Annotated in this window: 22 protein-coding genes; 9 read left to right on the forward strand and 13 right to left on the reverse strand. The window is 69.0% G+C overall.

Annotated features, from left to right (window positions below; translation table 11 throughout):
* The first annotated feature begins 94 nt into the window (after positions 1 to 94).
* The 4 genes from FHR96_RS09825 to FHR96_RS09840 are packed head-to-tail and all read left to right on the forward strand — an operon-like array spanning position 95 to position 4,165.
* Complete coding sequence (locus FHR96_RS09825) at positions 95 to 1,075, forward strand: Bug family tripartite tricarboxylate transporter substrate binding protein (RefSeq protein ID WP_183387495.1); 981 nt, start codon at positions 95 to 97, stop codon at positions 1,073 to 1,075.
* Positions 1,072 to 1,521: a tripartite tricarboxylate transporter TctB family protein gene (locus FHR96_RS09830; protein WP_183387496.1), complete on the forward strand. Its 450-nt coding sequence runs from the start codon at positions 1,072 to 1,074 to the stop codon at positions 1,519 to 1,521. Before FHR96_RS09825 ends, FHR96_RS09830 begins: the two co-directional genes overlap by 4 nt.
* Positions 1,522 to 1,533: 12 nt before the next feature.
* Positions 1,534 to 3,039 carry a tripartite tricarboxylate transporter permease gene (locus tag FHR96_RS09835; RefSeq protein WP_183387497.1) on the forward strand — a complete coding sequence of 502 codons (1,506 nt, stop codon included), beginning with the start codon at positions 1,534 to 1,536 and terminating at the stop codon, positions 3,037 to 3,039.
* A 58-nt stretch (positions 3,040 to 3,097) separates the two neighbouring features.
* Positions 3,098 to 4,165: an AbrB family transcriptional regulator gene (locus FHR96_RS09840; RefSeq protein WP_183387498.1), complete on the forward strand. Its 1,068-nt coding sequence runs from the start codon at positions 3,098 to 3,100 to the stop codon at positions 4,163 to 4,165.
* A gap of 266 nt (positions 4,166 to 4,431) precedes the next feature.
* On the opposite strand, the gene FHR96_RS09845 is transcribed toward FHR96_RS09840, so the two are convergent.
* The 4 genes from FHR96_RS09845 to FHR96_RS09860 all read right to left on the reverse strand — a co-directional run bounded on the left by FHR96_RS09845 (position 4,432) and on the right by FHR96_RS09860 (position 9,567).
* The gene (locus tag FHR96_RS09845) at positions 4,432 to 5,532 is read right to left on the reverse strand and encodes an alpha/beta fold hydrolase (protein ID WP_183387499.1); all 1,101 of its coding nucleotides are present in this window, start codon (positions 5,530 to 5,532) and stop codon (positions 4,432 to 4,434) included.
* Positions 5,533 to 5,589: 57 nt separating this feature from the next.
* Entirely contained in the window at positions 5,590 to 7,164 is a 1,575-nt protein-coding gene (locus tag FHR96_RS09850) for a GMC oxidoreductase (RefSeq protein WP_183387500.1), read from the reverse strand.
* Complete coding sequence (locus FHR96_RS09855) at positions 7,161 to 7,763, reverse strand: hypothetical protein (RefSeq protein ID WP_183387501.1); 603 nt, start codon at positions 7,761 to 7,763, stop codon at positions 7,161 to 7,163. Before FHR96_RS09855 ends, FHR96_RS09850 begins: the two co-directional genes overlap by 4 nt.
* 82 nt (positions 7,764 to 7,845) lie before the next feature.
* Positions 7,846 to 9,567: an alkaline phosphatase D family protein gene (locus FHR96_RS09860; protein ID WP_183387502.1), complete on the reverse strand. Its 1,722-nt coding sequence runs from the start codon at positions 9,565 to 9,567 to the stop codon at positions 7,846 to 7,848.
* 131 nt (positions 9,568 to 9,698) lie between these two features.
* Between FHR96_RS09860 and xseA the strand changes: the two genes are divergently transcribed.
* On the forward strand, positions 9,699 to 11,048 hold the full coding sequence (gene xseA / locus FHR96_RS09865) for an exodeoxyribonuclease VII large subunit (protein WP_183387503.1): 1,350 nt from the start codon (positions 9,699 to 9,701) through the stop codon (positions 11,046 to 11,048).
* Between the two features lie 22 nt (positions 11,049 to 11,070).
* On the opposite strand, the gene glrR is transcribed toward xseA, so the two are convergent.
* The 6 genes from glrR to FHR96_RS09895 form a co-directional block, all read right to left on the reverse strand.
* Positions 11,071 to 12,465 (reverse strand): two-component system response regulator GlrR, encoded by a 1,395-nt coding sequence (gene glrR / locus FHR96_RS09870; RefSeq protein ID WP_281378389.1) that lies wholly within the window; start codon positions 12,463 to 12,465, stop codon positions 11,071 to 11,073.
* A gap of 15 nt (positions 12,466 to 12,480) precedes the next feature.
* Positions 12,481 to 13,029, reverse strand: coding sequence for a hypothetical protein (locus FHR96_RS09875; protein ID WP_183387504.1), 549 nt, complete (start codon positions 13,027 to 13,029; stop codon positions 12,481 to 12,483).
* A 1-nt stretch (position 13,030) separates the two neighbouring features.
* Positions 13,031 to 14,518 carry a HAMP domain-containing sensor histidine kinase gene (locus FHR96_RS09880; RefSeq protein WP_183387505.1) on the reverse strand — a complete coding sequence of 496 codons (1,488 nt, stop codon included), beginning with the start codon at positions 14,516 to 14,518 and terminating at the stop codon, positions 13,031 to 13,033.
* Between the two features lie 781 nt (positions 14,519 to 15,299).
* A complete protein-coding gene (argA, locus tag FHR96_RS09885) occupies positions 15,300 to 16,613 on the reverse strand; it encodes an amino-acid N-acetyltransferase (RefSeq protein ID WP_183387506.1) in 1,314 nt (437 codons plus the stop codon).
* A gap of 289 nt (positions 16,614 to 16,902) precedes the next feature.
* Positions 16,903 to 18,168 (reverse strand): inorganic phosphate transporter, encoded by a 1,266-nt coding sequence (locus FHR96_RS09890; RefSeq protein ID WP_183387507.1) that lies wholly within the window; start codon positions 18,166 to 18,168, stop codon positions 16,903 to 16,905.
* Positions 18,169 to 18,227: 59 nt separating this feature from the next.
* Entirely contained in the window at positions 18,228 to 18,908 is a 681-nt protein-coding gene (locus tag FHR96_RS09895) for a TIGR00153 family protein (RefSeq protein WP_183387508.1), read from the reverse strand.
* A gap of 108 nt (positions 18,909 to 19,016) precedes the next feature.
* Between FHR96_RS09895 and FHR96_RS09900 the strand changes: the two genes are divergently transcribed.
* Together FHR96_RS09900 and FHR96_RS09905 are read left to right on the forward strand one after the other, a co-directional pair.
* A complete protein-coding gene (locus FHR96_RS09900; RefSeq protein ID WP_183387509.1) occupies positions 19,017 to 19,883 on the forward strand; it encodes a CYTH domain-containing protein in 867 nt (288 codons plus the stop codon).
* Positions 19,884 to 19,900: 17 nt separating this feature from the next.
* Complete coding sequence (locus FHR96_RS09905) at positions 19,901 to 20,782, forward strand: ion transporter (protein WP_183387510.1); 882 nt, start codon at positions 19,901 to 19,903, stop codon at positions 20,780 to 20,782.
* Between the two features lie 39 nt (positions 20,783 to 20,821).
* Here the strand turns inward: FHR96_RS09905 and FHR96_RS09910 are convergent, their stop codons facing one another.
* The 3 genes from FHR96_RS09910 to FHR96_RS09920 form a co-directional block, all read right to left on the reverse strand.
* Positions 20,822 to 21,598 carry a 5'-nucleotidase, lipoprotein e(P4) family gene (locus tag FHR96_RS09910; protein ID WP_183387511.1) on the reverse strand — a complete coding sequence of 259 codons (777 nt, stop codon included), beginning with the start codon at positions 21,596 to 21,598 and terminating at the stop codon, positions 20,822 to 20,824.
* 223 nt (positions 21,599 to 21,821) lie between these two features.
* Positions 21,822 to 22,445 (reverse strand): L-threonylcarbamoyladenylate synthase, encoded by a 624-nt coding sequence (locus FHR96_RS09915; protein WP_183387512.1) that lies wholly within the window; start codon positions 22,443 to 22,445, stop codon positions 21,822 to 21,824.
* Between the two features lie 35 nt (positions 22,446 to 22,480).
* Positions 22,481 to 23,389 carry a PHP domain-containing protein gene (locus FHR96_RS09920; RefSeq protein ID WP_183387533.1) on the reverse strand — a complete coding sequence of 303 codons (909 nt, stop codon included), beginning with the start codon at positions 23,387 to 23,389 and terminating at the stop codon, positions 22,481 to 22,483.
* 238 nt (positions 23,390 to 23,627) lie between these two features.
* Here FHR96_RS09920 and FHR96_RS09925 point away from each other — a divergent pair, with 238 nt between their 5' ends.
* Both FHR96_RS09925 and mnmC1 read left to right on the forward strand, forming a co-directional pair.
* A complete protein-coding gene (locus tag FHR96_RS09925; protein ID WP_183387513.1) occupies positions 23,628 to 23,927 on the forward strand; it encodes a YciI family protein in 300 nt (99 codons plus the stop codon).
* Positions 23,928 to 24,243: 316 nt separating this feature from the next.
* The gene (gene mnmC1, locus FHR96_RS09930) at positions 24,244 to 26,358 is read left to right on the forward strand and encodes an FAD-dependent 5-carboxymethylaminomethyl-2-thiouridine(34) oxidoreductase MnmC1 (RefSeq protein WP_183387514.1); all 2,115 of its coding nucleotides are present in this window, start codon (positions 24,244 to 24,246) and stop codon (positions 26,356 to 26,358) included.
* The last annotated feature ends 78 nt before the right edge of the window (positions 26,359 to 26,436 follow it).

Consider the following 26,436-nt stretch of genomic DNA (forward strand, 5'->3'; position numbering starts at 1 on the left):
ACCTAGCATCGCTCGGGCCATCGACAGGATGGCGGTCGAGGCAGCGCCTCGCGTCTCGCGCTCGCCTTTCACAACAAGAGAACAGGAGTTCGCCATGAAGATCAACACGGCCATCCGCCACGCCTCCGGCATCGCCCTGCTGGGCGGCGCCCTGCTCGCCGGCCAGGCCCAGGCGGCCGGCGAGTCCGAATGCATCGCCCCCGCCAAGCCCGGCGGCGGCTACGACCTGACCTGCCGCCTGGCGGCCAACGGCCTGCTGGCCGCCGAGCTGATCGACGAGCCGATGCTGGTGACCTACATGCCCGGCGGCATCGGCGCGGTGGCCTACAACCACGTCAACGGCGTGCGCAACGACGACGACAACCTGATCGTCGCCGCCAGCACCGGTGCGGCGGTCAACCTGGCGCTGGGCAAGTTCGGCCAGTACGACGCCAGCGAAGTGCGCTGGCTGGGCGCCCTGGGCGTCGACTACGGCGCCATCGTGGTCAGCGCCGATGCGCCCTGGCAGACCCTCGACGAACTGATGGCCGACCTCCAGGAGGACCCGAGCTCGGTGGCCTTCGGCGCCGGCGGCACCGTGGGCAGCCAGGACTGGATGAAGGCCGCGCTGACCGCCAAGGCCGGCGACATCGACCCGCGCGAGCTGCGCTACGTGGCCTTCGAGGGCGGCGGCGAGGCGCTGGCGGCGCTGCTCGGCGACCACATCCAGGTGTTCACCGGCGACCTGTCCGAGCTGCAGTCCCAGCTCGAGAGCGGCAAGGTGCGCGTGCTGGCCGCGCTCTCCGAGGAGCGCATGGGCGGCCCCTACGCCGAGATCCCCACCGCCGCCGAACAGGGCTACGACGTCCAGTGGCCGATCTGGCGCGGCTACTACATGGGCCCGGACGTCAGCGATGAGGCCTACCAGGCCTGGGTCGAGCGTTTCAAGGAGCTGTCCGACAACCCCGGCTTCGCCGAGATGCGCGAAGAGCGCGGGCTGTTCCCGATGGCACGCTTTGGTGACGACTTCGACGCCTACGTGAAGGATCAGGTCGCCGACTTCAAGTCACTGGCCGAAGAAGTGGGTCTGAAATGAGGATCGCCGCCGACCGACTGCTGGGGCTTGCCCTGATCGGTCTGGCGGCGTTCATCGCCGTCCAGTCCCTTCAACTGGAAGTCCCTTTCAGCTACGAGCCCGTGGGGCCGAAAGCCTTCCCGCTGGGACTGGCGGCCCTGCTCGCCGGCCTGGCACTGGTGCTGGTCTTCAAGCCCGGCGAGGACGGCCACTGGCCGCACCCCGCCCTGGCGCTGAGGCTGCTGGTGGTGCTCGGCCTGCTGCTGGCCTACGCGCTGCTCTTCACTCGCCTGGGCTTCGTGCCCGCCTCCTTCCTGGTGGTGGCGACCCTGGCCCGGCTGTTCGATGCCAGCTGGCCCAAGGCGCTGCTCACCGGTGCGCTGATGGCCACGGGCAGCTATTTCCTGTTCACCGAGGCGCTGGGCATCGCCCTGCCTTCCGGCACCTGGCTGGCCGACGTCATCTAGAGGAGCGCCACCATGTTTGATTTCCTGATCGAGGGCTTCGGCGTCGCGCTGAGCCCGCTGAACCTGGGGCTGGCCTTCCTCGGCGCCCTGCTCGGCACCCTGTTCGGCGCGCTGCCGGGCATCGGCCCGATCAACGGCATCGCCATCCTGATGCCGCTGGCCTATACCCTGGGCCTGCCCGCCGAGTCGGCGCTGATCCTGCTGGCCGGCATCTATACCGGCGCCGAGTACGGCGGCCGGATGTCGAGCATCCTGCTCAACGTGCCCGGCGACGCCGGCGCGGTGATGACCACTCTGGACGGTCATCCGCTGGCCAAGAAGGGCCTGGCCGGCCCGGCGCTGGGCCTCTCCGCGGTGAGCTCGTTCGTCGGCGCCACCATCGCCATCATCGGCCTGACGCTGTTCGCGCCGCTGCTGGCCGAGGTGGCGGTGATGTTCGGCCCCGCCGAGTTCTTCGCGCTGATGGTGTTCGCCTTCTCGTCGATGGCGGTGATGATGGGCAAGGACCCGATCAAGACCGCCCTCGGCGCGGTGCTCGGCGTGCTGATCGCCACCGTGGGCGTCGACTCCGGCACCGGCGTGATGCGCTTCACCTTCGGCATGCCCGAGCTCTATGACGGCGTCGACTTCGTGGTGATGATCATCGGCCTGTTCGCGATCAGCGAGATCCTGTTGATGCTCGAGCACGCCCACCGTCGCGACGCCGACGACGAGATGCCGCCCCTGGGCCGCGTGTTCGTCAGCCTCAAGGAAGTGATGTACTGCAAGGGCGCCATGGGCCGCTCGGGGCTGCTCGGCTTCATCATCGGCGTGCTGCCGGGCACCGGCGCCTCGGTGGCCGGCGCGGTGTCCTACACCACCGAGAAGCGCCTGTCCGACAAGGAAGGCACCTTCGGCAAGGGCGACATGCGCGGCCTGGCGGCCCCGGAGGCGGCCAACAACGCCTCGGCGGCGGGCTCCTTCGTGCCGATGCTGACGCTGGGCATTCCCGGCTCCGGCACCACCGCCGTGCTGCTCGGCGCGCTGATGCTCTACAACATCACCCCGGGCCCGATGATGTTTACCGAGCGCCCCGAGGTGGCCGGCGGGCTGATCGCCTCGCTGTATATCGGTAATATCGTGCTGCTGGCCTTGAACCTGCCGCTGGCCGGCGTGTTCGCCCGGGTGCTGACGATTCCGCGCTGGGTGCTGGTGCCGGCCATCGCTATCCTGGCCTTCGTCGGCGTCTACCAGCTGCACTCCGACCTGACCGCCATCTACCTGATGCTGATCATCGGCGTATTCGGTTACCTGCTGCGCAAGCTCGGCTTCTCGCTGGCGCCGGTGATCCTCGGCTACGTGCTGGGCGGGCTGATGGAGCAAAATCTGCGCCGGGCGCTGTCGATCAGCGGCGGCGATGCGGGCATCCTGTGGCAGTCCGGCATCTCGCTGGGGCTTTGGATTGCCGCCGCCGCGCTGCTGGTACTGCCCTGGCTGGTACCGAAGCTGCTGGCCGGTCGCCGCCGCCACGCCAGTTGATCCTCGCCTCGGGCACGCTCAAGCGGGCCCGAGGCGTTTGAAAAGGAGATTCATCGACTTGCCTTCCCCCGCCGCCTCGCCCATTGCCCCTCTGCTGCGCTTCCTGCCCACCCTGATCCTCGGCATCGCCGGCGGGGCGCTGGCCTTCGCCGTGAACCTGCCGCTGCCGTGGCTGCTCGGCGCCATGATCGCTACCACCGCGGTGAGCATGGCCGGCGTACGACTGCGCTCCCCGGGACGCGGACGCAAGGGCGTGCTGGTGGTGATTGGCGTGATGCTGGGCTCGGCCTTCACTCCCGAGCTCTCCGGCGACCTGGGGCTGTGGAGCCTGAGCCTGGCGGTGATGCTGGTGGCCACGGCGGCGATGATGGCCTTCTCGGTGTGGTTCTCGCAGCGCATCGCCGGCCACTCGCGGGAGACCGCGCTGTATGCCGGCGTGCCGGGCGGGGTGTCCACGGTCACGGTGATGGCGATGGCCTCCGGGGCCGACCTGCGAGTGGTGGGCATGACCCATGCGGTGCGCATCCTGGTGCTGCTGGTGGCGATCCCGCCGGTGCTCCAGGCGATCGGCCACGTCGACCTGGGCAGCGCCACGCCGGACCTCTCCCAGTGGCTGTGGTTGCCCGGCCCGGTGGACACGGCCTGGCTGGTCGCCGCGGGCGTTGGCGGCCTGTGGCTGGGGCGGTGGCTGCGCCTGCCCAACGCGCTGCTGTTCGGCCCGGCGCTGGTCTCGGCGGCCCTGCACCTCAGCGGCGTCACCCACGCCGCGGTGCCGCCGACGCTACTGGCCCTGGCCCAGGTGTTGATCGGCATTTCCGTGGGCGTGCGCTTCGCCGGCACCTCGCTGGCCCAGGTCGGACACGCCCTGGTGATGGCCGTCGGCCAGGCGCTGGTGCTGCTGGCCCTCGCCGTGGTCGCCGCCTGGGCCGGCCACCTGCTGACCGGCTACTCGGCCGCCGCGGCGCTACTGGCCTACATGCCCGGCGGCGCCCCGGAGCTGAGCCTGGTGGCGCTGACGCTCGGCATCGACCCGGCCTTCGTCACCACCCACCACCTGCTGCGCATCAGCGTGCTGGTGCTGATCCTGCCGGGGCTGCTGAAAACACTCGAGCGTCCCGAGAGTTAGCCCCCGGCGCCTGATGGCGCCATTCGCGCGATGAATCGCGCTCCCACGAAAGGTGCGGCGGCCTCGGACGGCGGTGCCGCGGATCAGCGTGCGGGTGCTGATCCTGCCGACGCTGCTGAGGACACTCGAGCGTCCCGGGAGCTAGACAACCCGGGCGCCTGACGGCGCCATTCGCGCGATGAATCGCGCTCCCACGAAAGGCGCGGGGCCTCAGACAGCGGGCTGGTTGGCATCCGATGTGTCGGCGGTGGGACGCCGTCCGCCCGTCAGCCGCGGTGCTGGTCGAGAAAGTCGATCAGCCGCGGGAAGATGTCCTCGTGGACCCGATTGCCCATGAACACGTCCTGATGGCCGTAGCCTGGAAAGATCGCCAACTGATGGCGGCCGGGCACCACCGCCTCCAGGGCCCGGTGGCAGTGGATGTTGCTGTCGGTGAAGACGCGGTTGGTGTCGCCGGTCATGAACAGGCAGGACGTGTCGACGGCCGCGGCGCCGGCGAGGTAGTCGTCGGGCAGGTCGGCGTAGCGCGGGTCGTCGGGCTTCATGCGTACCGTGCGGTGGCCGCGGCCCAGCATCTTCAACACGTGCTTGTGGTAGTTGAGTCCCACCGGGCCGTAGAGGTCGCCGCCCCGCCGGTGGGTGATCTCGTCGAGGTTCTCGTGGCAGTAGAGTGCCGGCCAGCCGGTGCCCCACATCAGCGACAGCATGTGGCAGGCGGGCACGTCGCACTCGCGATGGAACAGCGACACCAGCTTCGACAGCAGCTTGCCGACGGTCAGCCGCGGGTCCTCGCTCCAGCGCGGGCTGACGTAGGGCTGCTGGAAGATGCGCTCGATGATGAAGGGGAAGACGTGGCCCTTGATCCGCGACCAGGTGGGTACGTGGGGCGTCAACGCCACGCTGTTGGCGATGCAGGAGCCGATGCCGGTGACGGTGCCGGCGAACAGCGCCATGGTGAAGCTCATGGCCCCCAGGCAGTGACAGATGACATGGAGGTTGACGTCGGCGCCGGCCACCTCGCGGATCTTGGCCACGGCGGCCGGGTGGTCATAGAGCGCGCAGTCGTCCATCGACCAGTCGCTGGGCTGCAGGTTGTAGGCATGGCGGTTGCTCATGCGGAAGTCCAGGGTCCAGACATCGGTGAAGCCGGCATCCAGCAGGCAGGAAACCAGGTTGTCGTGCTCGGGCTGGATGAACATGTCCGAGGAGGTGGTCAGGCCGTGGATGATCATCACTACGTTGCGGCACGGCGCCCGGCAGAAGCGCAGCAGCGACAGCCCCAGGCCGTCCTCGGTGGTGAAGTGATGAGTGCTGGTCTCGGCGTCCCGGACGCCCTCCAGGGTGTAGAGCGGAATCTCCCGGCTCATGCTGCCCTCCTTGATCGATATGCCTCGCTCCTCGTACCTTGCCCCTCGTATCTTGCCCTAGGCGAGTATCTCGGCCATGGCGCGCTCGGCCAGGGCGGCGATGGTCCGCGAGGGGTTGAGCCCCAGGGCCCGGGGCACGATGGAGCCGTCCAGCACGTGCAGCCCCGGGTAGCCGAATGCCTCGCCCTTGTGGTCCACCACGCCGACCTCGGCGCGGGTGCCCATGTTGCAGCCGCCCAGCGGGTGCGGGGTCAGCAGGTAGTCGAACAGCGACCAGGACGGCGGTTCCAGCGCCAGCCCACCGGTGGCCGCGGAGAGCCGCTTATGGCGCTCGACCAGCGCCTGCACGACCGGCCGCGAGCGGCGCACGTCGTAGTCGAGCTCGAGCGCCAGGTCGCGGTCGAACCAGCCGCGCTCCAGGCGCATCACGCCGTCGCTGGCGTCCACGCCCTGGCCGAACCAGGGCATCAGGTGGGCCTGGGGGTCGTGCCCCTGCAACAGGCCGTCGAGCAGTAGCCGCCAGCCCTCGAACAGCCGCTCCCCCGCGGCGTGGCGCTCCAGGGCGGCACGCAGGGCGTTGCCGACCACGTCGGGAAAGCCGCCGTCCTCGACGAAGTAGCGCGCGCCACCGTCGCTGCCGTCCAGGTAGTCGATGGCGCAGGTGATGGTCGGCCCGCGGGTCGGCGAGACGTCGCGCCCGGCGTACAGCGCCGGGGTCAGGAAGTCGCCGTTGGCGCACCAGCCGTGGCCGAGCCGGGGCGACAGCGCCGGCAGGGTGCGGTACTGGTCACGGCAACGCAGCAGCAGCTCGGTGGAGCCCAGCGAGCCGGCGGCCACCACCACCCGACGGGCGCTTTCGCTGGCCTCGCCGCCGCCGTCCAGGCGCCGGTAGCGCACCCGGTAGCCCTGCCCGTCCGGCTCGATGGCCTGCACCAGGCACAGCGGCCGAATCTCGGCTCCCCGGTCCTCGGCGCGGGCCAGGTAGTTGAGGTCCAGGGTGTTGCGGGCGCCCACCGGGCAGCCCAGGTCGCAGTCGCCGCAGTGCATGCAGGTGCCCTGGGCGCGGCCGGCAACGTTGGTCTGTGCCGAACTGTGGCGTGGGTCGTGGGGATCCGCGAGGCCGTAGTGCCAGGCGTCGTCGAAGCGCACCGCCAGCGGCAGGTCGCGGAACCGGTCGGCGGCGCCGGTGGCCTGGGCGGCCTCCTGCATCAGCCGATGGCGCGCGGTGCGCTGGCCAGCGGGCAGGGTCTGGACCTCGAGCATGCGTCCGGCGGTGGCGTAGTGCGGCGCCAGCGCCTCGAAGTCGATCTCCTCCGGCCAGCCGTGATCGAAGACGAAGCGCTCGGCCTCGACGAAGACGTTGGCATAGATCAGCGAGCCGCCGCCGACGCCCGCCCCCTGGGCCACGCCTACCCGCGGGAACAGCCGCAGATCCAGCCAGCCATGGTGGCGCTGGGGGTCCTGGGCATCGAAGACCCAGTCGTCCTCGGGGCCGCGCGGCAGGTCCTCGGTGGCCCAGCGCCGCCCGCGCTCCAGCACCAGCACCCGCTGGCCGGCCTCGGCCAGCCGACAGGCCGAGACCGCGCCGCCGAAACCCGAGCCGATGACGATGGCGTCGAAGCTCATGCTCATGGCCGACCTCCCCGGGCCAGGGGCGCGTAGAGCTCCCACAGCTCGCCGAAGAAGAAGCCGCCGAAGGCGGCCAGGGTGCGCGCGTCGCCGTCGCCGGTGATGCGCAGCGTCGACAGCAGCGCCGTCAGCTGGGGCACGCCGAGCTCCAGAATGCCGGCGCCGACCACCTCGCCGCCGGTATCCGTGCCGCGGTGCAGGCGGGTATAGAGGGTGGTGGTGTCGCGCCACAGGTCGGGGCCGGGGTCGTCGCGCACGCGCTTCTCGCCGGCCAGATAGTAGTCGACGCCGTCGACCGGCAGCGCCAGCTCGTAGACCATGCGACGCCCCATGCCGTCGTCCCCGGCTGACGAGAACAGCCGGAAGACGCCGCCGCTCGCCCCCAGGTCGACGCCCAGTGGCGAGAAGTCAACCCGGCCGCCGAGCCCGCCGGGATGTCCGGCATCGGCCAGGAAGGCCGCCAGGTCGTCGATGACCACGCCGGCATGCATGGCCAGCCGGGTGCCGGCCCGGCGCCCCGCCGCCGCGCCGCGTTCCGGGTCCGCCTCGCCCAGGGCGAAGGCGCCACGCATGGTCTCCTCGAAGGCGATGCCCGCGCTCATGATGTGGTCCTCCCTAGCAGCCTGTCGGACTTAACACTGATCTACTGCGAATCCCGGTCTTTCGGCCAAACCCGACAGGCTGCTAGTCCCAGGGCGCCAGCGGCAGCTCGTTCACCCGCACCGGGCGGCCGTCGGCGTCGGCCACCTCCACCGGCTCGCCCCGGGCGTCGAGCACCCGGACGCGCAGCCGCTGGCGGCCCTTGTCGAGCTCGAGGCGGCAGAAGTTGTCTTCCTGGCTGAAGCCCCAGGCCCGGTAGTGCACCACCGGTGCGCTGTGATCGCCCTCCCCGCCCTCCAGCGGGAAGCCGTCGTACTGCTCATCCACGCGGGAGTCGTGCACGAAGCCGTTGGGGTCGCCGTCGGCGAACGGGAAGGGCCAGTAGAGCGCCGAGGAGGTGACATCATAGGCGAACAGGCCCTGATCGTTCCCCTCGCTCTCGAAGGTCAGCCGGGCGACGTTGGCGCAGTGCACGTCGCCGCTGAGGAAAATCACGTTCTGGATGCCATGATCGTGAATGTGCTGGAGGATCGCCTGGCGGGTGCGCGGATAGGCCGGCCAGGAGTCGCTGGCCTCGCGCCGCTCGAGGTTGGCCGCCAGGCGCTCGGGCTCGTCGCGGTACTCGTTGCCGAGGCGCTCGTCGATGGGGCTCGGCGCGAAGACGCTGGAGGTGACCAGGAACTTGGGCACGTTGCCGTGCTCGCGCTGCTGCTCGCCGAGCCACTCGAGCAGCCGGTCGAGCTGGCCAGGGTGGGCCGGATCGATGGTCGGCCGGCCCAGCAGGTGGTTGTCGTGGAGGCCGGCCCGCTGCCGGTAGCGCTGGGTGCGGGTGTCGACCACGAAGAACGGGTAGCCGGCGCAGCTGAAGCGGTAGTAGAGCCGGCGGCCGAAGCTGCGCGGGCCATGGCTCCACTGGTAGCTCATGTAGGCGCCGATGGCGATGTTGAACAGGTGGTGGTTGTCGCGCAGCCGGTCCTGGCTCCAGTTGTCCTCGATCTCGTGGTCATCGAGGATCATGTAGACCGGCGAGTGGCGCAGCAGGTGGCGCATGTTGGGGGCGCCGAAGGACTCGTGATAGCGCGACTGCATCTCCTCGAAGGTGTCGGCCCGGCCGATCGGCAGGTGGCGGTTGAGCTTGTCGGCGTAGATCTGATCGCCCATCAGCAGCGTGAAGCGCGCCGGCCGGCGCGCGCCCTGCCGCCGGAAGTGGCCGGCCATGGGCGCGAAGATGCGATCCGCCTCCTTGACCTTCCACAGCAGCCCCGGATAGCGGCAGGAGCCGATCAGGAAGTGGAGCTCGTCCGCCGGGCCCGCGGCGGGATCGGGGAAGGTCCGGAAGCGCGCCTCGCAGGCCGGGGCCTCGAGGTCGGCCAGCAGCGCCGCCATGCTGGCGACGGGCGGCAGGCGATCGGCCAGGTCGGCATCGTCCAACGACTCGGCGTCGGGCAGCGGATCGTCCACGGTGAGGGTCGCGACCCGCACCCGGTACTCGGTATCCGCTTCCAGCGGGAAGGGGCCGGGGCCGTCCCGGCCGCCGAGGCTGGTCTGCCGGCCGAGCACGAAGGTGCCGGTGCGGTCGAACTCGCGATGCAGGCGGAAGAAGTAGGCCCAGGGCTGGCCGGTGGCCGCGTCGTGCAGCGGCCGGCCGCGCTCGTCGACCACCGCCAGCAGCCCCAGGGTGCGCATCTCGGCGCCCAGCTGGACGCCCTCGTCCCGGGAGGCGTGCCCGCGGATCCAGATCCGGCAGCGATCATGGGCGGTATGCCCGACGATCGGTCCCAGGTGAGGTGCACGCAGTCCCGACATGACGGCTCTCCTTCGCTGGTATGGTGCCCGACTGATACCCCGGAATGACGGCGGCACCTGGTCAGCGTAGTCGCGCCACGCGTGGTCGGCTACAGTACGGGGCGCCCGCCATTCCCCCGCCGAGGATGCCCATGCCCCCTGCCGACGATATCGCCCTCTCCGTCAGCGAGCTCAACCGCCGCGCCCGCCAGGCGCTGGAGCAGGACGTCGGCGACGTCTGGGTGGAGGGCGAGCTGTCCGGGGTCTCGCGGCCGGCGTCGGGCCATGTCTACTTCACCCTCAAGGACGAGCGGGCCCAGCTGCGCTGCGCGCTGTTCCGCAATCGCGCGCGCTTCATCGCCGCGCCGATGCGCGACGGCGATCACGTCAAGGTGCGCGGCCGGGTGTCGCTGTTCGAGCCGCGCGGCGACTACCAGCTGATCGCCGAGGCGGTGCAGGCGGTGGGCGAAGGCGAGCTGCTGGCAGCCTTCGAGCGGCTCAAGGCCAAGCTCGACGCCGAGGGGGTGTTCGCCAACGCCCGGCCGCTGCCCTACCCGCCCCGCCATCTGCTGGTGCTGACCTCGCCCACCGGGGCGGCGATTCGTGACGTGCTGGCGGTGCTGGCGGCGCGCTGGCCGCTGGCCCAGGTGACGCTGATCCCGGTGCCGGTGCAGGGCCGCGAGGCGGCGCCGGCGATGATCGCGGCGCTGGGCCTGCTCAATCGCCAGGCGGCGCTGGATCCGGAGCGCGATGCCATCCTGATCACGCGCGGCGGGGGGAGCCTGGAGGACCTGTGGGCCTTCAACGACGAACACCTGGCCCGGGCGATCTTCCACTCCCGGCTGCCGGTGATGTCGGCGGTGGGCCATGAGGTAGATGTGACGCTGTCCGACTTCGCCGCCGACCGCCGCGCCCCCACGCCCTCGGCGGCGGCCGAGCAACTGGTGCCCGATCGTCGCGAGCTGCTGCAGCGCCTGCAGGCCCTGGAAAGCCGACTGCTGCGCGCCCAGCGCGCGCGGCTCGACACCGAGGCCCAGCGCCTCGATCACCTGCGTGCGCGGCTGCGCCATCCCGGCGAGGTGCTGGCCTTCCGGCGCCGCCAGCTCGAGCAGTTGGAGGGCCGGCTGCACCGGGCCATGCGCGCCCGGCTGGAGTCGGACCGTCGCCACGAGGGCGAGCTTCGCCGGCGCCTGGCGCTGCGGTCGCCAACGCACCAGCTCGAGCAGGCCGAACGCCGGCTGACGCTGGCCGGGCAGCGCCTGCGGCTGGCCATGCCGAGGGAGCTGGCCCGCCACCGCGAGCGCCTGGCCGCGGTGAGCCGCGAGCTGCAGGCGGTCAGCCCGTTGGCGGTGCTCGGCCGCGGCTACGCCATCCTCGAGAACGACGAGGGCCGAGTGATCCGCCATGCAGCGGATACCCGGCCCGGGGAGCGCCTGGCGGCGCGGCTCGGCGAGGGGCGGTTGGCCCTCGAGGTGTTACCGAACGAAGACGCCGCCGACTGACGGCGTCGCCTCGAAGCCCCCGCTATGAGGCCTCGCTGTGGGTTGCCCCCGGCTTGAAGGTCGAAGGCTCGAGCTCGTGGCGGGCCAGCAGCTTGTAGAAGTCGGTACGATTGCGCCCGGCGATGCGGGCCGCCTGGGTCACATTACCCTCGGTGATCTTGAGCACCTTGACCAGATAGCTGCGCTCGAAGCCGGCCCGGGCGTCGTTGAAGGTCGGCAGGGCGTTCTCCTCGGCGGCCAGCGCCTGGGCGACCAGCGCCTCGGGGATCATCGGCGCGCTGGTCAGCGCCACGCACTGCTCCACCACGTTGACCAGTTGACGCACGTTGCCGGGCCAGGCGCAGGAGGCCAGCAGGTTTAGGGCCTCGCGCGAGAAGCCCTTGACGAAGGGCTTGTGGCGCTCCGCGGCCTGGGCGACCAGGTACTTGGCCAGCAGCGGCACGTCCTCGGCACGCTCCTTGAGCGGCGGCAGCTTGAGGTTGACCACGTTGAGGCGATAGAAGAGGTCCTCGCGGAACTCACCGTCGTGCATGGCCTGGCCCAGGTCGCGGTGGGTGGCCGAGATCAGCCGCACGTCCACCGGGATCGAGGCGGTGGAGCCCAGCGGGCGGATCTGGCGCTCCTGCAGCGCGCGCAGCAGCTTGACCTGCAGCGGCAGCGGCATGTCGCCGATCTCGTCGAGGAACAGGGTACCGCCGTCGGCGGCCTGGAACAGGCCACGATGCTCGCTGATCGCGCCGGTGAAGGCGCCCTTGGCGTGCCCGAACAGCTCGCTTTCCAGCAGTTGCTCGGGCAGCGCACCGCAGTTGATGGCCACGAACGGCTTGTCGGCGCGGCGGCTGGCCTTGTGGATGGCCTCGGCCATCAGCTCCTTGCCCGACCCCGAGGGACCGGTGACCAGCACGCTGACGTCGGACGTGGCGACCATCCGCGCCTGCTCGAGGATGCGTTCCATCTCCGGGCTGCGCGTGATGATCGCCTCGCGCCAGCGATCGTCGCCGTCGCCGTTGCCGCCGGGACTGGTCTGGGACAGCGCCTCGTCGATGGTGGTGAACAGCTCCTCGCGATCCACCGGCTTGGTCAGGAAGCCGAACACGCCCTGACGGGTGGCGCTCACGGCATCGGGGATCGAGCCGTGGGCGGTGAGGATGATCACCGGCAGGCCCGGCAGGCGACGCTGGATCTCCTGGAACAGCGCCAGGCCATCCATCTCGTCCATGCGCATGTCGGAGAGCACCAGGTCGGGGTTGCCGGCATCCAGGTGCTTGAGGGCCGCGCGCCCGCTCTCTGCGGTGGTCACGCGATAACCCCGGCTTTCGAGACGCATGCCCAGCAGCTTGAGAAGGCTGGGATCATCGTCCACCAGCAGGATGTGGGCCCCGTGGTTCGGGGCCTGGGGGCTTGCGCTTGGCATCATGTCATGTCTCCCGCATTACTCGGTCTGCTGACGCGAGTTGATGTTGCGTTCGATGTCGGTAAGGGCATCCAGTTTCTCTTCCAGGGCGGCCTTCTCCTCGGCCAGCGCATCCTGGGCCTGCCGACTCTCGCTCAATCGCTGGTTCAGTCCGCGCCGGCCCTCGACCTCGTTGAGCCAGTAGCGCAGCAGCGGCTGCAGCCGCGCCGGGGCGGCGCTCAGGTCGGCCTTGAACAGCTCGGAGGCCTGGTCCCACTGGCGCTCGTCGCCCCAGGCCAGCACGACGGCCCTGGCCAGGCGTCGATCGGTGTCCTTGCCCTCCAGGCGCAGCAGCATGGCATCGCGCCATGCCCGGTCACCGCGCTGCGAGGCCAGTCCGAAGGCGACCCAGTCCTCGAACATGCAGGAGGGCTCGTCGAAATCGGGTATCTCAGAGAAGCAGGCCCCGACATCGGTCTCCTGAACCACGGGTTCCCGCGGCTCTTGTCCTGGCAGCTGCACCGGCAGCCACTGGCATCCGGTCAACCAGACCGGAACCAGGCACAGGAGCAGGGGGCGTGGGGTCATATCACTCGTTCCTTGCGTGGTGTTCCGCGATGGCGGAATCGGTGTCTTGATGTTCGTTGCCCGGTGCCGGGCGCGGCAGGGTCAGGCGAAAACACACCGCCAGCCGCGCATCATCCACCAGCGCCAGGCTGCCATGCTGCAGGCGAGCACAATCGGCGGCCACCGACAGCCCGATGCCCGAGCCCTTGAGCGCTCCCTTGCGGCGGATGCGTCCTTGATAGAAGGCCTCGAACAGCCGCGGCCGATCCTCTTCGGGAATCGGCTCGCCGCTGTTGGCGACTTCGAGCACCAGTCGGTCGTGCCGGGCATGGGCGCGGATCTCCAGTTGGCCGCCGTCTTCACCGTAGGCAATGGCGTTGGAGATCAGGTTATCGAGGATCCGTCCGGTCGCGGTGCGGTCGGCCTGCCAGACCAGCGGACCGTCGAAACAGGACAGCACCATGCCCTTCTGCTGCAGTGCCAGGCGGTGTTTGGCCAGCACTTCCTTGGCCACGGTGGCGAGGTCCAGGCGCTCGGTTTCCAGGCGCTGATTATGCTGCAGCAGGTTGTAGTCGAGCAGTTGCTCGATCAGTTGCTGCAGTTCGCTGCCGCTGGCATCGATCAGGTCGAGGATCTCACGCTGGTGGCCGGTCAACTCACCGGCCACGCCGTCCGCCAGCAGCGAGGAGCCCTCGCGGACGCTGGCCAGCGGGGTCTTGAGTTCATGGGACATGTGGCGCAGGAACTGCTGCTTCTGCTCCTCCAGCTCATCCAGCCGAGAGGCCAGCCAGTCGAGCCGCTCGTCGAGGCTGACCAGCTCCGCCGGCCCCTGGACCGGGGATACCCGGGCCTGCTGGCCGCCGCTGCCGATGCCGAGGATGCGGCGCTCGAGCTGGCGTACCGGGCGCACGATCAGGCGGGTGAACAGCAGCATCAGGATGAGACTGGCGGAAACCAGGGCCGCCGTCTGCCACCACAGCCGATGTTGCACCGTTTCTGCACGGGTGCGGATGACGTCCAGCCGATCGTCGATGCGCCGGTTGGTGGCGTGACGCATGGCCTCGGTATGCTCGGCGAAGGGCAGGAAGTCGGTGAGGCGATCCTGGAACGCCTCCATCGGCAGCCCGGGTAGCTCGGCGAGCCGGTCGAGCAGCCCGGCCAGCGCCTTGACGTCCGGATCGTCGGGCAACAGCTCGCGTTGCCGAGCCAGCAGGCGACGATATTCGGCCAGGCGCTCGTCGAAGATATCGAGCAGGCTGTCCTGTTCCACCACCGCATACTGGCGCGCCCCGCGCTCCATCTCCAGGGCCAGGGCGCCAAGGGTGCGGGCACGCCGCGTCTCCTCGACCGCCTCTCGGGCACTCTGGTCGGCGAGGCGCGAGAGTTCGGACAGCGCCTGTCCGGCCTGGAACATCAGCACGGCAAGGGGCAGCATCACCATTAGAAAAGCCAGCAACACCAGCTGCAAGAGCGAGCGGGGGCGCCAGCGTCGGGAAACGGCAGAAGTCATGGCCAGCGTTCGGTAGAGGAGTGAGTCGGCAATCACCATCGTCAATGCCCGAGGATACCAGAGTTCGGCCTGTGTCCCGCGCCGCGTCGCGGCCGAACAGGCAAAAAAAAGGCCGGCAGAGCCGGCCCAATACGCAGGGAACTGAAGGGGTGGGCAAAACATTCGGTCGTCGACCTGGCCCGGCGATCGAGTGTTTTTCCCTTGGGCCGACGGGCCCGCGAAGCCTGGGAAGAGGCCCGGTAACGCCAGGCGAGCTCTCTTCGCGGATGGCGAACCACCCCGCTTCGACTTTGGCGGCCCCGCCGGGGCGTGGCCGCGCGATTCATCTCCATCGGAGGAGAGGCATCCTTGCCAGGGCATCCTTGCCCTTTCGGTACACGTCCATGACGTCGTCGGTACCGTCTCATCGCAACCTAAAGTCACACATCGCTGGAGCAGACGTTGGTCGCCGCGAGGTCGGAGGCACAGGGCAGTGTTGTCGCGAGCCTCTCGGCGACCGGAAGCAATTCGAGCCGTTTGAATCGCTTCCGTTTGCTCACCCTATCTATTGCCAGTTGCGTGCCATCTTCAAGCCATTCCATTTAAAATCAACAACTTGAGGAATGCTTGATATTGGCATGACTGGTGAAGGGCGCTGAAACCGTTCTCGTCGAGGCGATTTTCGTCGCTGAATGGCGACGTCATTCAGCGAGGTATAGAAAAAACGTTTAAAAACAGAAGATTGATGTGTTGCCATCAGGAGACATCCAAGCCCCTGGGTGGCGTCGGGCAGCGACAGCGCTCAGCCGAGCGCCTTGACGAGGACCTTGGACTGGCGGGCGTGATTGTAGGTGTCACGGCGCAGCGGCGGCAGTTCGTCGATGGCGGCAAGACGGAAGCCGTGCTCGAAGAACCAGTGGGCAGTATGGGTGGTCAGCGCGAACAGCGCCTCGAGCCCGAGGGCCCTGGCGCGCCGTTCCACTTCGCCGAGCAGCAGGTCGCCGCGGGCGCCACCCCGGTAGTCGCCATGCACGGCCACGCAGGCCAGCTCGCCCATGCGTGCCTCGCCGAAGGTATGCAGGGCGGCACAGCCGATCACCATGCCGTCGCGCTCGATGACCACGTAGTCGTCGACCTCGTACTCCAGCCGCTCCCGGGAGCGCGGTACCAGCATGCCGCGGCGCTCCAGCGGCTCGAGCAGCTCCAGCAGGCCGCCGATATCATCGATCTCGGCGCGGCGCAGCTGCTCGTAGCGATGCTGGGTGATCATGGTGCCAACGCCGTCGCGGGTGAACAGCTCGCCGAGCAGGGCGTCATGGTCCTGCCAGGACAGCAGGTGGGTGCGAGCCACCCCGTGGCGAGCGGCGGCACAGGCGGCGCCCAGGTGGCGAGCCAGTTCGCTGCCGGCACAGGCGGCGGCCAGGTGCGGCTCGGCCTCGACCGGCGCCAGCTGCCGGCACAGGCGACCCGCCTCGTCGAACAGCCCGCAGGCCTCGCCAAGCAGGATCAGCTTGTCGGCGCCAAGCGCCGTCGCGGTATGGCGAGCCACCTCGGCGGCGTCCAGATCGAACACCTCGCCGGTACTGGAGTACCCCAGCGGCGGAAGCAGCACCAGCGAGCCCTGATCCAGCAGGCCACGCATGGCACCGTCACGAACGCGACGCACCTCGCCGCTACGGTGGAAATCGATGCCGTCCCGCACCCCCAACGGCTTGGCCATCACCAGATTGCCGGAAACCGCCGTCATCTCCACGCCGTGCAGCGGGGTATTGGGCAGCCCCAGCGACAGCCGCGCCTCCAGCCACAGGCGCTGTTCGGCGGCCACCCGCTCGACCCGGGCCATGATCGCTTCGTCGGCCACCCAGCGCCCATGGTGGCGACGCGGCACGATGCCGTCCTCGGCCAGCACCCGCTGCACCTGGGGACGAATGCCCAGCACCACCACCAGGCGCACGCCCAGGGTATGCAACAGCGCCAGGTCCTGAATGAGCTGCTCGCCTCGACCCTCCGCCACGGCCTCGCCCTCGATGAGGATGACGAACGTGCATCCTCGGTGCGCATTGATATACGGCGAGGAGTTGCGAAACCAGTCGACGAAGGGAAAACGAGTGTCCAAGGCCGCGCTCCGGCAGCAGGTGAAGGGAAGGGATGAGTGTCGACTATATCAGACACGCGAAAACGGCGGCACCTTAGCGGTGCCGCCGTTTCGGGCTTCGGGCTTCGGGCTTCGGGCTTCGGGCTTCGGGCTTCGGGCTTCGGGCTTCGGGCTTCGGGCTTCGGGCTTCGGGCTTCGGGCTTCGGGCTGGATGATAAGCCTTCGTGATGCCGCGCAAGATCTCCCGATTCAGAGCCTGTTGCCCGTGGCCCGTGGCCCGTGGCCCGTGGCCCGTGGCCCGTGGCCGAACTTAGCCGAACATGCCCTTGAACATGAAGAAGAACACGATCGCCAGGGCGGCACCGGCCGGCAGCGTGATCAGCCACGACATCACGATGGTGCCGATCACCCGCAGGTTGAGCGCTGCCATGCCTCGCGCGAGACCGACGCCGAGCACGGCGCCGACCAGCGTGTGAGTGGTGGAGATCGGCAGCCCGGTACCCGAGGCCAGTACCACGGTGGTGGCGGCGGCCAGGGTAGCGGCGAAGCCGCGGCTCGGGGTCAGCTCGGTGATGCCGGTGCCCACCGTGGCGATGACCTTGTGACCGTAGGTCACCAGGCCGACGACGATACCACCACCGCCGAGTACCAGTACCCACCAGGGCACCAGCGAACCGCTACCGATGTCGCCGCTGCTGTATACCACGCTGATCACCGCGGCCAGCGGGCCGACGGCGTTGGCCACGTCGTTGGAGCCGTGGGCGAAGGCCATGGCACAGGCGGTGAACAGCATCAGCACGCCGAACACCCGCTCCACGCCGCCGAAACCGAAGGCATCGTCCTGGCGCTTCTCGGCCCCCACGCGGCGCTCCAGCAAGCCACCGAGCAGCATCACGCCCAGCCCGATCAGAATCGCGTAGAGCAGGCTCTCGCCGAAGCTCAGGTCGAGACCGACATGCTTCAGGCCCTTGGTCAGGGTGACCATGGCAACGATGAAACCGACCAGGAAGACGTACATCGGCACGTAGCGCTTGGCGGCGGAGAAGGGGTCGCGATTCTCGAAGATCAGCAGCTGCACCGACTTGAACAGCATGAAGGCGATGGTCCCGGACATCAGCGGCGACACCACCCAGCTGGCGGCGATCTGCCCCACCTTGCCCCAGCCCACGGCCTCGAGACCCAGCCCGGCCATGGCGAAGCCGACGATGGCGCCCACGATCGAGTGAGTGGTGGACACCGGCCAGCCCCGCATGGAGGCGATCAGCAGCCAGGTCGCCGCGGCCAGCAGCGAGGCCAGCATGCCGTAGACCAGAAACTGCGGATCGTTCTCGAGCAGCGCCGGGTCGATGATGCCCTTGCGGATGGTCTCGGTGACCTGCCCCCCGGCCAGCCAGGCGCCAAGGAATTCGAAGATCACGGCGATGATGATCGCCTGCTTGATGGTGATGGCCTTGGAACCTACGGAGGTCCCCATGGCATTGGCGACATCGTTGGCACCCACGCCCCAGGCCATGAAGAAACCGAAGGCACAGGCGAGGATGATGAAGATGTCACCGTGTTGCGCGATGATCGACATAGGACGACGTCCCTTTCAGCGGTCAGAAGGTGGCGGTTTTGTGGCGCGGGAAGGCCCGGTCAGTTGGCCGTCATGATCTGAAGGCGGCTGCCGACACGCTCGGCGCGATCGGAGAGCTCACCGACCCAGTCGATGATCTTGTAGAGGAACATCACCTCCACCGGCGGCAAGCGGTCTTCCAGCTCGAAGAGCTGACGGCGGATGGCAATCTGCTGCTTGTCGGCCTGTTGCTCGTAGACATGCAGCTCGCGAATCATCTTCTGCATCACGTCGGAGACGTTGCGGCCGAAGCCCGATTCGAGCAGGTCCTTGAGTTCCTCGAGAGCCTGTCGGGCCTGGCCGACGCAGGCCACCGACGTGCGCATGTACTCGCGCATCGGTTGGGCGATCTCGTCGGGAACCCGCATCTTGCGACCCAGCATGATGCCGGTAATGTCACGCGCCTTGTTGGCGATCTTGTCCTGGACGCTGATCAGGTCCAGCAGATCGGAGCGCGACACCGGCAGGAACATGGTGTTGGGGAGGTTGAGACGCAGCTCGGTCTTTAGCTCGTCGGCCTCATGCTCTAGCCGGGTGATGGTCTCGCGGTGCTCTGCGGCCATCTGCCAGTCGTCCTCGAGAGTCGCCTCGAAGAACGGCAGCAGCGCCTCGGCGCAGTCATGAACCTTGACGATATGAGCCAGCAGGGGCTGGAATGGCGAGCGACCGAACATCGCCGAGAAGGGATTGGATGTCACCATGGGGCATCTAGGCACTTGGAAATGGCGGCGTCAGTATAGAGACTGCCCGCGCCGTCGTCATGAGAAAATCATCTAATCTTCACGAACATCCGATAAGGCGACCGCTTCATGGCAAACGAGATCGAACTCAAGCTGGCCCTGGGCCCCACCGGCGCCGAGGCCCTGCGCCACCATCCCCGGCTCGCCGGCCTGACGCCTCGCACCACTCGCCTGGGCAACACCTACTTCGATACGCCAGACGGCCGCCTGGAAGCCGCTCGCATGGCACTGCGGCTGCGTCATGACGACACCCGCCTGGTGCAGACGCTGAAGACCAGCGGCCAGGGCGGCGGCGGGCTGTCCAGCCGCGGCGAATGGGAGTGGGAAGTCATGGGACCGGGGCTCGACCTGGGTCGACTGATCGACCTGCCGCCGATCGCCGCGCTCGGCGAAGGGGTGCTGGGCCGGCTGACGCCTCGCTTCGCCACCGACTTCGCACGCGAGATCTGGTGGCTGGAAGACGACGTCGCCACCATCGAGGTGGCGCTGGATCTCGGCGAGATCCGCGCCGACGCCCAGGATGCTCCCATTCGCGAGCTCGAACTCGAACTCAAGGCCGGCGCTCCCGACGCCCTGCTCGACCTCGCCGAATCCCTGGCCGAGCGGGTACCGCTGCGCCCGTCCGACACCAGCAAGGCCGCCCGCGGCGCCGCCCTGCTCGCCGGACGCTGGACGCTCCCCGAGGGCGGTACCGCCGCTGCCTGGCTACACCGCGCCGTGGTGGCGCTGGACGCCCTGGCCGACACCGGCGACGTTGCCTGGCGCGAAGCGGCCAGCGACGCCTTCCTGCGGCTCGCCGACGGCGAATCGGACGTGGCCGAGGATGCCCGCCACCTGGCCAAGGCCGTGCGCGACGACTACCAGGCGGGCACGGATACCGGACGGAGGATGCTGGCCCTGGCGCGCCGGCTGCCGGGCTCCGTGGCCCTGGGCTGAGGGATCGAGGAGCCATCGTGAAACACGACCGTTTCAAGCCTGCCGCCGGTACCCTGAGAACCCGCGTCTTCCAGGTCATCTTCGAATCCGATACCCCGCTGGCCAAGGGCTTCGACATCGTGCTGATCGGGATCATCCTGACCAGCGTGCTGGTGGTGATGCTGGAGAGCGTTCCCGCCCTGCGCGACGCCTACGGCCCCTGGTTCCGCCGGCTCGAGTGGGGCTTCACGCTACTGTTCACCGCCGAGCTTTTGGTCCGGCTCTATTGCCTGGAGCGGCCCTGGCAATACCTGCGGAGCTTCTACGGCATCATCGACGTGGTCGCCATCCTGCCCACCTGGCTGGCGCTGGTGCTGCCGGGCGCCCAATCGCTGGTCGTAGTGCGCCTGCTGCGCACGCTGCGGGTGTTCAGGGTGCTGCGGCTGATGGAGTTCGTCGGCGAGGGGCGCCTGCTGATCGACGCCCTGAAGCGCAGCGGGCGGCAGATCTTCCTGTTCCTGTTCACCGTCTGCATGCTGATCACCATCTTCGCCTCGCTGGTCTACCTGATCGAGCCCGCCGAGGCCGGCTTCACCAGCATTCCCGCGTCGATCTACTGGGCGGCGGTGACCCTGACCACGGTGGGCTACGGCGACATCGCCCCGGTGACGCCGCTCGGCCAGAGCATCTCGGTGATGGTGATGCTGATCGGCTATTCGATCATCGCCGTGCCCACCGGCGTGTTCTCGGCCGAGGTGATCCGCTCGATCCGGGCCGACCGCTACTCCGAAGAAGCCTGCCCCGGGTGCGGACACGATCATCACGAGAAACGCGCCCGCTATTGCCTGCGCTGTGGCACCTGGCTCGACGAGACCACGCCCGATCCCCGCACCCTGGATGAAAAAACGCCCCGGGAATGATCCCGGGGCGCCTCCTCGTGCGATGTCGCGGGCGCGAACTCACTCGACCTCGAGCGGTGCGTCCCAGCCCTCCAGCTCGGCCTCGCTCCAGTCGCCGTAGCCGGCGTTGGGGAACACGATCCAGTCCTGGCCGAAACGCTCGGCGTTCTCGTCGACGAGCTCATGCTGACCGGCCAGATCGGCATCGGCGAACTCTCCGGCGAAATCGTGCAGGGAGTCGCCAAGCTGCATCACCAGGGTGTGGTCCTCGACCACCGCGGCACGACGCTCCGACTTGGGCGGCCCCAACAGCATGACGCTGTCCTCGGAGACCTGGGGCAGGTCCAGCGCCTCCAGGGTGGCGATGGTATCGGCCTCGTTCTCCTGATAGCGATCGGAGACGTAGTAGATGGCCACGCCGTGCTCGTCGGCATAGTCCAGGAAGGCCTTGGCGCCCGGAATCAGGCTCGGCTCGCCCTCACGCTCCCAATGCTTCCAGGTATCCCAGGTGGTGTAGTCATGGCACTCGCTCATGTCGCGGGCCAGCAGGGCGCTGTTATCCAGCACCGTCTCGTCGAGGTCGGTGATGATCGCCGGGGCGGCGTCTTCGCCCAGCGCCTCTAGCCGGTCCTCGAGGCGATAGCGTGCCAGGGCGAAGCCCTGACGCTGCAGGGCGGCGACCTCGGCGGACTGCTGCTGGTAGCGCAGGCCCATCGCATAGGCGGCCTGGGCGCAGATCATGGAATCGTCATCGGCAACGGCCGGGGCGGCCATCGGCAGCGCCATCAGACCGGCCACGGCGGCGACGCCAGCAAGGCGGTAATCCGTCATCGGCATGGAGTTCTCCTTGTGTGAGTGCTCTCGGGCGCGGCGACACTGGCCGCCACTCGATTACACCTTGTTATCGAAGAAAGACGATTGGATCATATTTTATTTTTATTGGTCATTCAAATAATGACCGAGAAGAGCGACTGCCTACTGCCCTGTATCGTCGCTGCGAAAAAAAACCGGCTCGACCAGAAGGTCGAGCCGGCGGAGAAGTGCCGTAAACGGTGCGGAATCAGCTTTCGAAGGGAGCCAGATCGCCGCGGCCTTCGCGGACTACCTTGGGCGGCAGCTCACGCAGGTCCACCACGCTGGTCGGCTCCAGGTGGCAGGCGCCGCCGTCGATGACCAGCGCCAGGTGGGCACCGAAGCGATCGCGAATTTCCTCGGCATCGGTCATCGGCAGTTCCTCGCCGTCGGGAATCAGGGTCACGCTCATCAGCGGCTCGCCCAGGGCATCGAGCAACGCCCGAGTGATCTGGTGATCGGGCACCCGTACACCGATCGAACGCCGCTTGGGGTGCAGCAGCAGGCGCGGCACCTCGGTGGTGGCCTGGAGAATGAAGGTGTAGGGCCCAGGGGTATGGGCCTTGAGCAGCCGGAACACGGCGTTGTCGACCTTGGCGTAGGTGCCGATCTCGGAGAGATCGGAGCACACCAGGGTGAAGTTGTGCTTGTCGTCCAGATCACGCAGCCACTTGATGCGTTCGACCGCCTTCTTGTCGCCCAGGTGACAGCCCAGGGCATAGCCGGAGTCGGTGGGATAGGCGATCACGCCGCCATCGCGAATGATCTGCACCGCCTGGTCGATGAGGCGCTTCTGGGGATTGTCCGGGTGAATCTGGAAGAACTGGCTCATGGGCACTCCCTGTTCTCTTGGGTCGAAGACGCGGCTCAGGCCGCCGGGGCCAGGCCTACCCACCCCGCCAGCCGCGGATGGGTCCACACCGGGGCCACCGCGGTGCGGGGCACCGGGCTCATGCTGCCCGGCGCCAGATGGCCGCCGGGAAAATGGAAGTCGCTGCCCAGCGAGGCCCGAAGCTCACGCTCCTGGAGCTGGCGGGCCAGGTCGCGGGTGGCATCGGGGTTCTGGAATCCGCTGATCAGCTCGACGGCCCTGCCGCCGGCCTCGCGGAAGTCGTCCAGCAGCAGCCCGCGCTTGCGGCGCGTCAGCTTGTGGCGCAGGGGGTGCGCCAGCACCGCCACGCCGCCGGCGTCGAGGATCCAGCCCACCGCCTCGCGAAGATAGGGCCAATGGGCCTTGACGTCACCGGCCTTGCCGTTACCCAGATGCTTGGCGAAGGCCGTGGCCATGTCGGGTACCAGGCCCGCCGCGACCAGCGCCTTGGCGAAATCGGGGCGGCCCAGCGGGCGATCGGAGCCGGCCTGCTCGCGAGCCCGGGCCAGGGCGTCGTCGAGGCCGATCTTCTCCAGACGCGCGGCAATGGTCACCGAACGCCGCTCACGGGCCTCGGCCTGGCCGATGAGCCCTTCGGCCAGGGTGCCCCGGACACCCTCGGGCAACAATCCCACCACGTGCAGGTTGACCCCGCGCCACTGGGTGGAGAGTTCCGTGGCCGGCAGCACCCTCACCCCCGCAGCCTCTCCGGCCTGACAGGCCTCGGCCACGCCGTCCACGGTATCGTGGTCGGTCAGGGCGATATGGGTCAGACCCCGTTCAGCGCACAGCGCCACCAGATCGGTCGGCGACAGGGCGCCATCCGAGGCGGTGGAATGCATGTGCAGATCGATGGTGAGGGCATCTTGACCCTCGAAGCGCACGGGAAGTGCTGGCATTGGCATGACGTAGGCAGGTGACTTTGTCAGAATAGCGACCATGGTGCTCGCCCGACCCACCCCGGTCAACCGAGCCACTCGCTCCCTGGCGCGAAACGCCGCCGCGCGGCCAGCATCGAGGCCGGGCGAATCGCGGCACGACACCGGCATATTCCCGCCTCTGCGCCCGTGTGGCACGGGCGACGATCCAGGAGGTCAGGACGCCGCTTTGGATTGATACGTTAATAGCCGAGGACATCCCGAGATGCTCTACGCCATCATCAGTGAAGATGTGCACGACAGCCTGGAACGGCGCCTGGCCGCCCGTCCCGATCACCTGGCCCGCCTCGAGCAGCTGCGCGATGAAGGTCGCCTGGTGCTGGCCGGCCCCCATCCGGCCATCGACAGCGAGGATCCCGGCGAGGCAGGCTTCAGCGGCAGCCTGGTGGTCGCCGAGTTCGAGGACCTGGAGAGCGCCCAGGCCTGGGCGGACGCCGATCCCTATATCATCGCCGGCGTCTACGCCAAGGTGACGGTGAAGCCTTTCAAGAAGGCGCTCCCCTAAGCGCCTGCCGGCCGCAAGCGGCAGGATCGGCTCGCGCGTCGGGCTCGAGCCGTTTTCATAGGGGGTGATGCCGTGACACCCCTGACTGAAGCGTGGGGACGGTCTGCCGAGCCCCTCTGCGAATGCCTCGGGGCATGAGCGCATCGTCCCACGGCGCCGACTTGTCCCCAGAGATGACTTATCAACACGTCGATTTCCCACAGCTTCTGTGGATAACATTGTTGAAACGCCGCGGACCCATTGCGCCAGCCCAGTGGCGAAGGCGCCGCGGCGAGATCGATCAATCCTTGACCAGTTGCCCCTCCCGGAGCCGACCTTGACCGCCGCCCCCGATGACCTGCCGCCGCTGGCCGGCCTGGAACACGCCCGCCTCGACTGGCGCCAGGATGCCAACGGCGAGACCGCTCCGCACTCAAGCGCCTTCGACGACGTCTACTTTTCGCGCCATGACGGCCGCGCCGAGACCGAGCACGTGTTCCTGGCCGCCAATCGCCTGCCCGAACGCTTCGCCCACTGGCGTGCCACTCGCCCCTTCGTGGTCGGCGAAACCGGCTTCGGCACCGGGCTCAACATGCTATGCGCCTGGGCATGCTTCGATGCCCACGCCCCGGCCGAGGCCCGACTGCACCTGGTATCCACCGAGAAGTTTCCGCTCGAGCGCGACGACCTGGCACGGGCGCTCGCTGCCTGGCCGGATCTCGCCGAACGCGCCGCGGCGCTGGTCGCGCAGTGGCCGGAGCCGGTGGCCGGCGTGCATCGCCTGTGGCTCGACCAGCGCGTGACCCTGGACCTGCACTTCGGCGACACCACCGAGCGCCTCCGGCTTCTCGACGGGGCCGTGGATGCCTGGTTCCTGGACGGCTTCGCCCCCTCCAGGAATCCCGAGATGTGGCACCCCGAGCTGTTCGCCGCCATGGCCGCGCGTTCGCGACCGGGCGCCACCTTCGCCACCTTCACCTGCGCCGGGGTGGTCAAGCGCGGCCTCAAGGCCGCCGGCTTCGCCTGGCGCAAGGTGCCCGGCTTCGGCCGCAAGCGCGAGATGCTGGCCGGCGAGATCGAGACGCCGCCGGAAGACGAACGCCGCCGGACGACGCCCTGGTTCACGCCCCCGGCGCCGCAGCCGGCACGCCGCGTCGCGGTGATCGGCGCCGGGCTCGCCGGCACGACCGTGGCCGCCGCCCTGGCGCGTCGCGGCGTGGCGGTGACACTGATCGACCGCGAGGGCCCCGGCGCAGGCGCCTCCGGCAATGCCCAGGGCGCGCTCTACGTGAAGCTCGCCGCCGACACCAACCGGCAGAGCCGCACCTACCTGGCCGGGCTGCTGCATGCCCGACGCTGGCTCGAGGCGTTGGACCCCGAGCACACGCTGTGGTCGCCCGGCGGGGTGCTGCAGCTCGCTCCCACCGAGCGCGAGACGCGCCGCCAGGCCCGCTTTCTCGCCAACCATCCGCTGCCGGAGAGCGTGGTGCGCGCGGTCGACGCCGACGAGGCCGGCCGGCTCGCCGGGCTCGATCTGCCCCACGACGGACTCGGCCTGTCCCACGACGGACTCGGCCTGTCCCACGAAGGGCTCGGCTTATCCTACGGCGGGCTCTACTACCCGCTGGCCGGCTGGGTGCGTCCGGACGCCCTTTGCCGCCGTCTGGCGGCGAGCGACGGAGTGAGCGTTTACCGGGGTGAGGTCCGCGAGATCTCGCCCATTGCGGGTGAAGACGGAGCCGGCGGCTGGCGGCTGGCGCTGGCCGGCGGCGACAGCGCCGCCCTCGCGGTCGACACTCTCGAGATCGACCAAGTGGTGATCGCCGCAGCCACTGCCTCCAACGGCTTCGCCCAGACCGCCGCCCTGCCCCTGCAGCCGGTGCGCGGCCAGATCTCGCGGCTCACGCTGCCGAGCGGCGCTCCCGCGCCGACGCGGGTCATCTGCGCCGGCGGCTACGCCATGCCGCCGCTGGACGGCAGCTTGACCTTCGGCGCCAGCTTCGCCCCCAACGACGCCGATGCGGCGACCCGCGAGGCGGATCATGCCGCCAATCTCGAGGAGCTCGAGCGTACCCTGCCCGGCTATCCCGCCGCGCTGGCGGCGGCCGACGCCGATCTCTCGCCGGCGGCGCTGGACGGCCGCGCCGCGGTGCGCGCCGCCAGCCCCGACAAGTCGCCCTACGCCGGCCCGGTGCCCGACGCCGAAGCCTGGCGCCACGACTATGCCGCCATGGCCAAGGACGCCACCCGCGCGCCGGAACGGCCCGGGCGCCATCATCCGGGGCTGTGGATCAGCGCCGCCCACGGCTCACGCGGTCTTTCCAGCGCGCCGCTGTGCGCCGAGCTGATCGCCTCGCGTATCTGCGACGAGCCGCTGCCACTCGAGGCACCGCTGGCCGATCACCTGCATCCCGGGCGGCGCGTCATCCGCGATCTGATTCGTGGACATTAGACAGACCCTCGCTGACTTGATCTGGCGCCGGGCCCATATGACGGCTTGCTGATAGGCTGTCAACAAGGGAGCCGGCGG

Origin of the sequence: Halomonas organivorans, assembly GCF_014192055.1 — a bacterium.
Lineage (GTDB): Bacteria > Pseudomonadota > Gammaproteobacteria > Pseudomonadales > Halomonadaceae > Halomonas > Halomonas organivorans.

Bases quoted from the DNA above. Each gene is read 5' to 3' on its own strand.
- FHR96_RS09825 (WP_183387495.1), top strand. From the start codon at position 95: ATGAAGATCAACACGGCCATCCGCCACGCCTCCGGCATCGCCCTGCTG.
- FHR96_RS09830 (WP_183387496.1), top strand. From the start codon at position 1,072: ATGAGGATCGCCGCCGACCGACTGCTGGGGCTTGCCCTGATCGGTCTG.
- FHR96_RS09835 (WP_183387497.1), top strand. From the start codon at position 1,534: ATGTTTGATTTCCTGATCGAGGGCTTCGGCGTCGCGCTGAGCCCGCTG.
- FHR96_RS09845 (WP_183387499.1), bottom strand. From the start codon at position 5,532: ATGAGCCGGGAGATTCCGCTCTACACCCTGGAGGGCGTCCGGGACGCC.
- FHR96_RS09850 (WP_183387500.1), bottom strand. From the start codon at position 7,164: ATGAGCATGAGCTTCGACGCCATCGTCATCGGCTCGGGTTTCGGCGGC.
- FHR96_RS09855 (WP_183387501.1), bottom strand. From the start codon at position 7,763: ATGAGCGCGGGCATCGCCTTCGAGGAGACCATGCGTGGCGCCTTCGCC.
- FHR96_RS09860 (WP_183387502.1), bottom strand. From the start codon at position 9,567: ATGTCGGGACTGCGTGCACCTCACCTGGGACCGATCGTCGGGCATACC.
- xseA (WP_183387503.1), top strand. From the start codon at position 9,699: ATGCCCCCTGCCGACGATATCGCCCTCTCCGTCAGCGAGCTCAACCGC.
- glrR (WP_281378389.1), bottom strand. From the start codon at position 12,465: ATGATGCCAAGCGCAAGCCCCCAGGCCCCGAACCACGGGGCCCACATC.
- FHR96_RS09875 (WP_183387504.1), bottom strand. From the start codon at position 13,029: ATGACCCCACGCCCCCTGCTCCTGTGCCTGGTTCCGGTCTGGTTGACC.
- FHR96_RS09880 (WP_183387505.1), bottom strand. From the start codon at position 14,518: ATGACTTCTGCCGTTTCCCGACGCTGGCGCCCCCGCTCGCTCTTGCAG.
- FHR96_RS09890 (WP_183387507.1), bottom strand. From the start codon at position 18,168: ATGTCGATCATCGCGCAACACGGTGACATCTTCATCATCCTCGCCTGT.
- FHR96_RS09895 (WP_183387508.1), bottom strand. From the start codon at position 18,908: ATGGTGACATCCAATCCCTTCTCGGCGATGTTCGGTCGCTCGCCATTC.
- FHR96_RS09900 (WP_183387509.1), top strand. From the start codon at position 19,017: ATGGCAAACGAGATCGAACTCAAGCTGGCCCTGGGCCCCACCGGCGCC.
- FHR96_RS09910 (WP_183387511.1), bottom strand. From the start codon at position 21,598: ATGCCGATGACGGATTACCGCCTTGCTGGCGTCGCCGCCGTGGCCGGT.
- FHR96_RS09915 (WP_183387512.1), bottom strand. From the start codon at position 22,445: ATGAGCCAGTTCTTCCAGATTCACCCGGACAATCCCCAGAAGCGCCTC.
- FHR96_RS09920 (WP_183387533.1), bottom strand. From the start codon at position 23,389: ATGCCAATGCCAGCACTTCCCGTGCGCTTCGAGGGTCAAGATGCCCTC.
- FHR96_RS09925 (WP_183387513.1), top strand. From the start codon at position 23,628: ATGCTCTACGCCATCATCAGTGAAGATGTGCACGACAGCCTGGAACGG.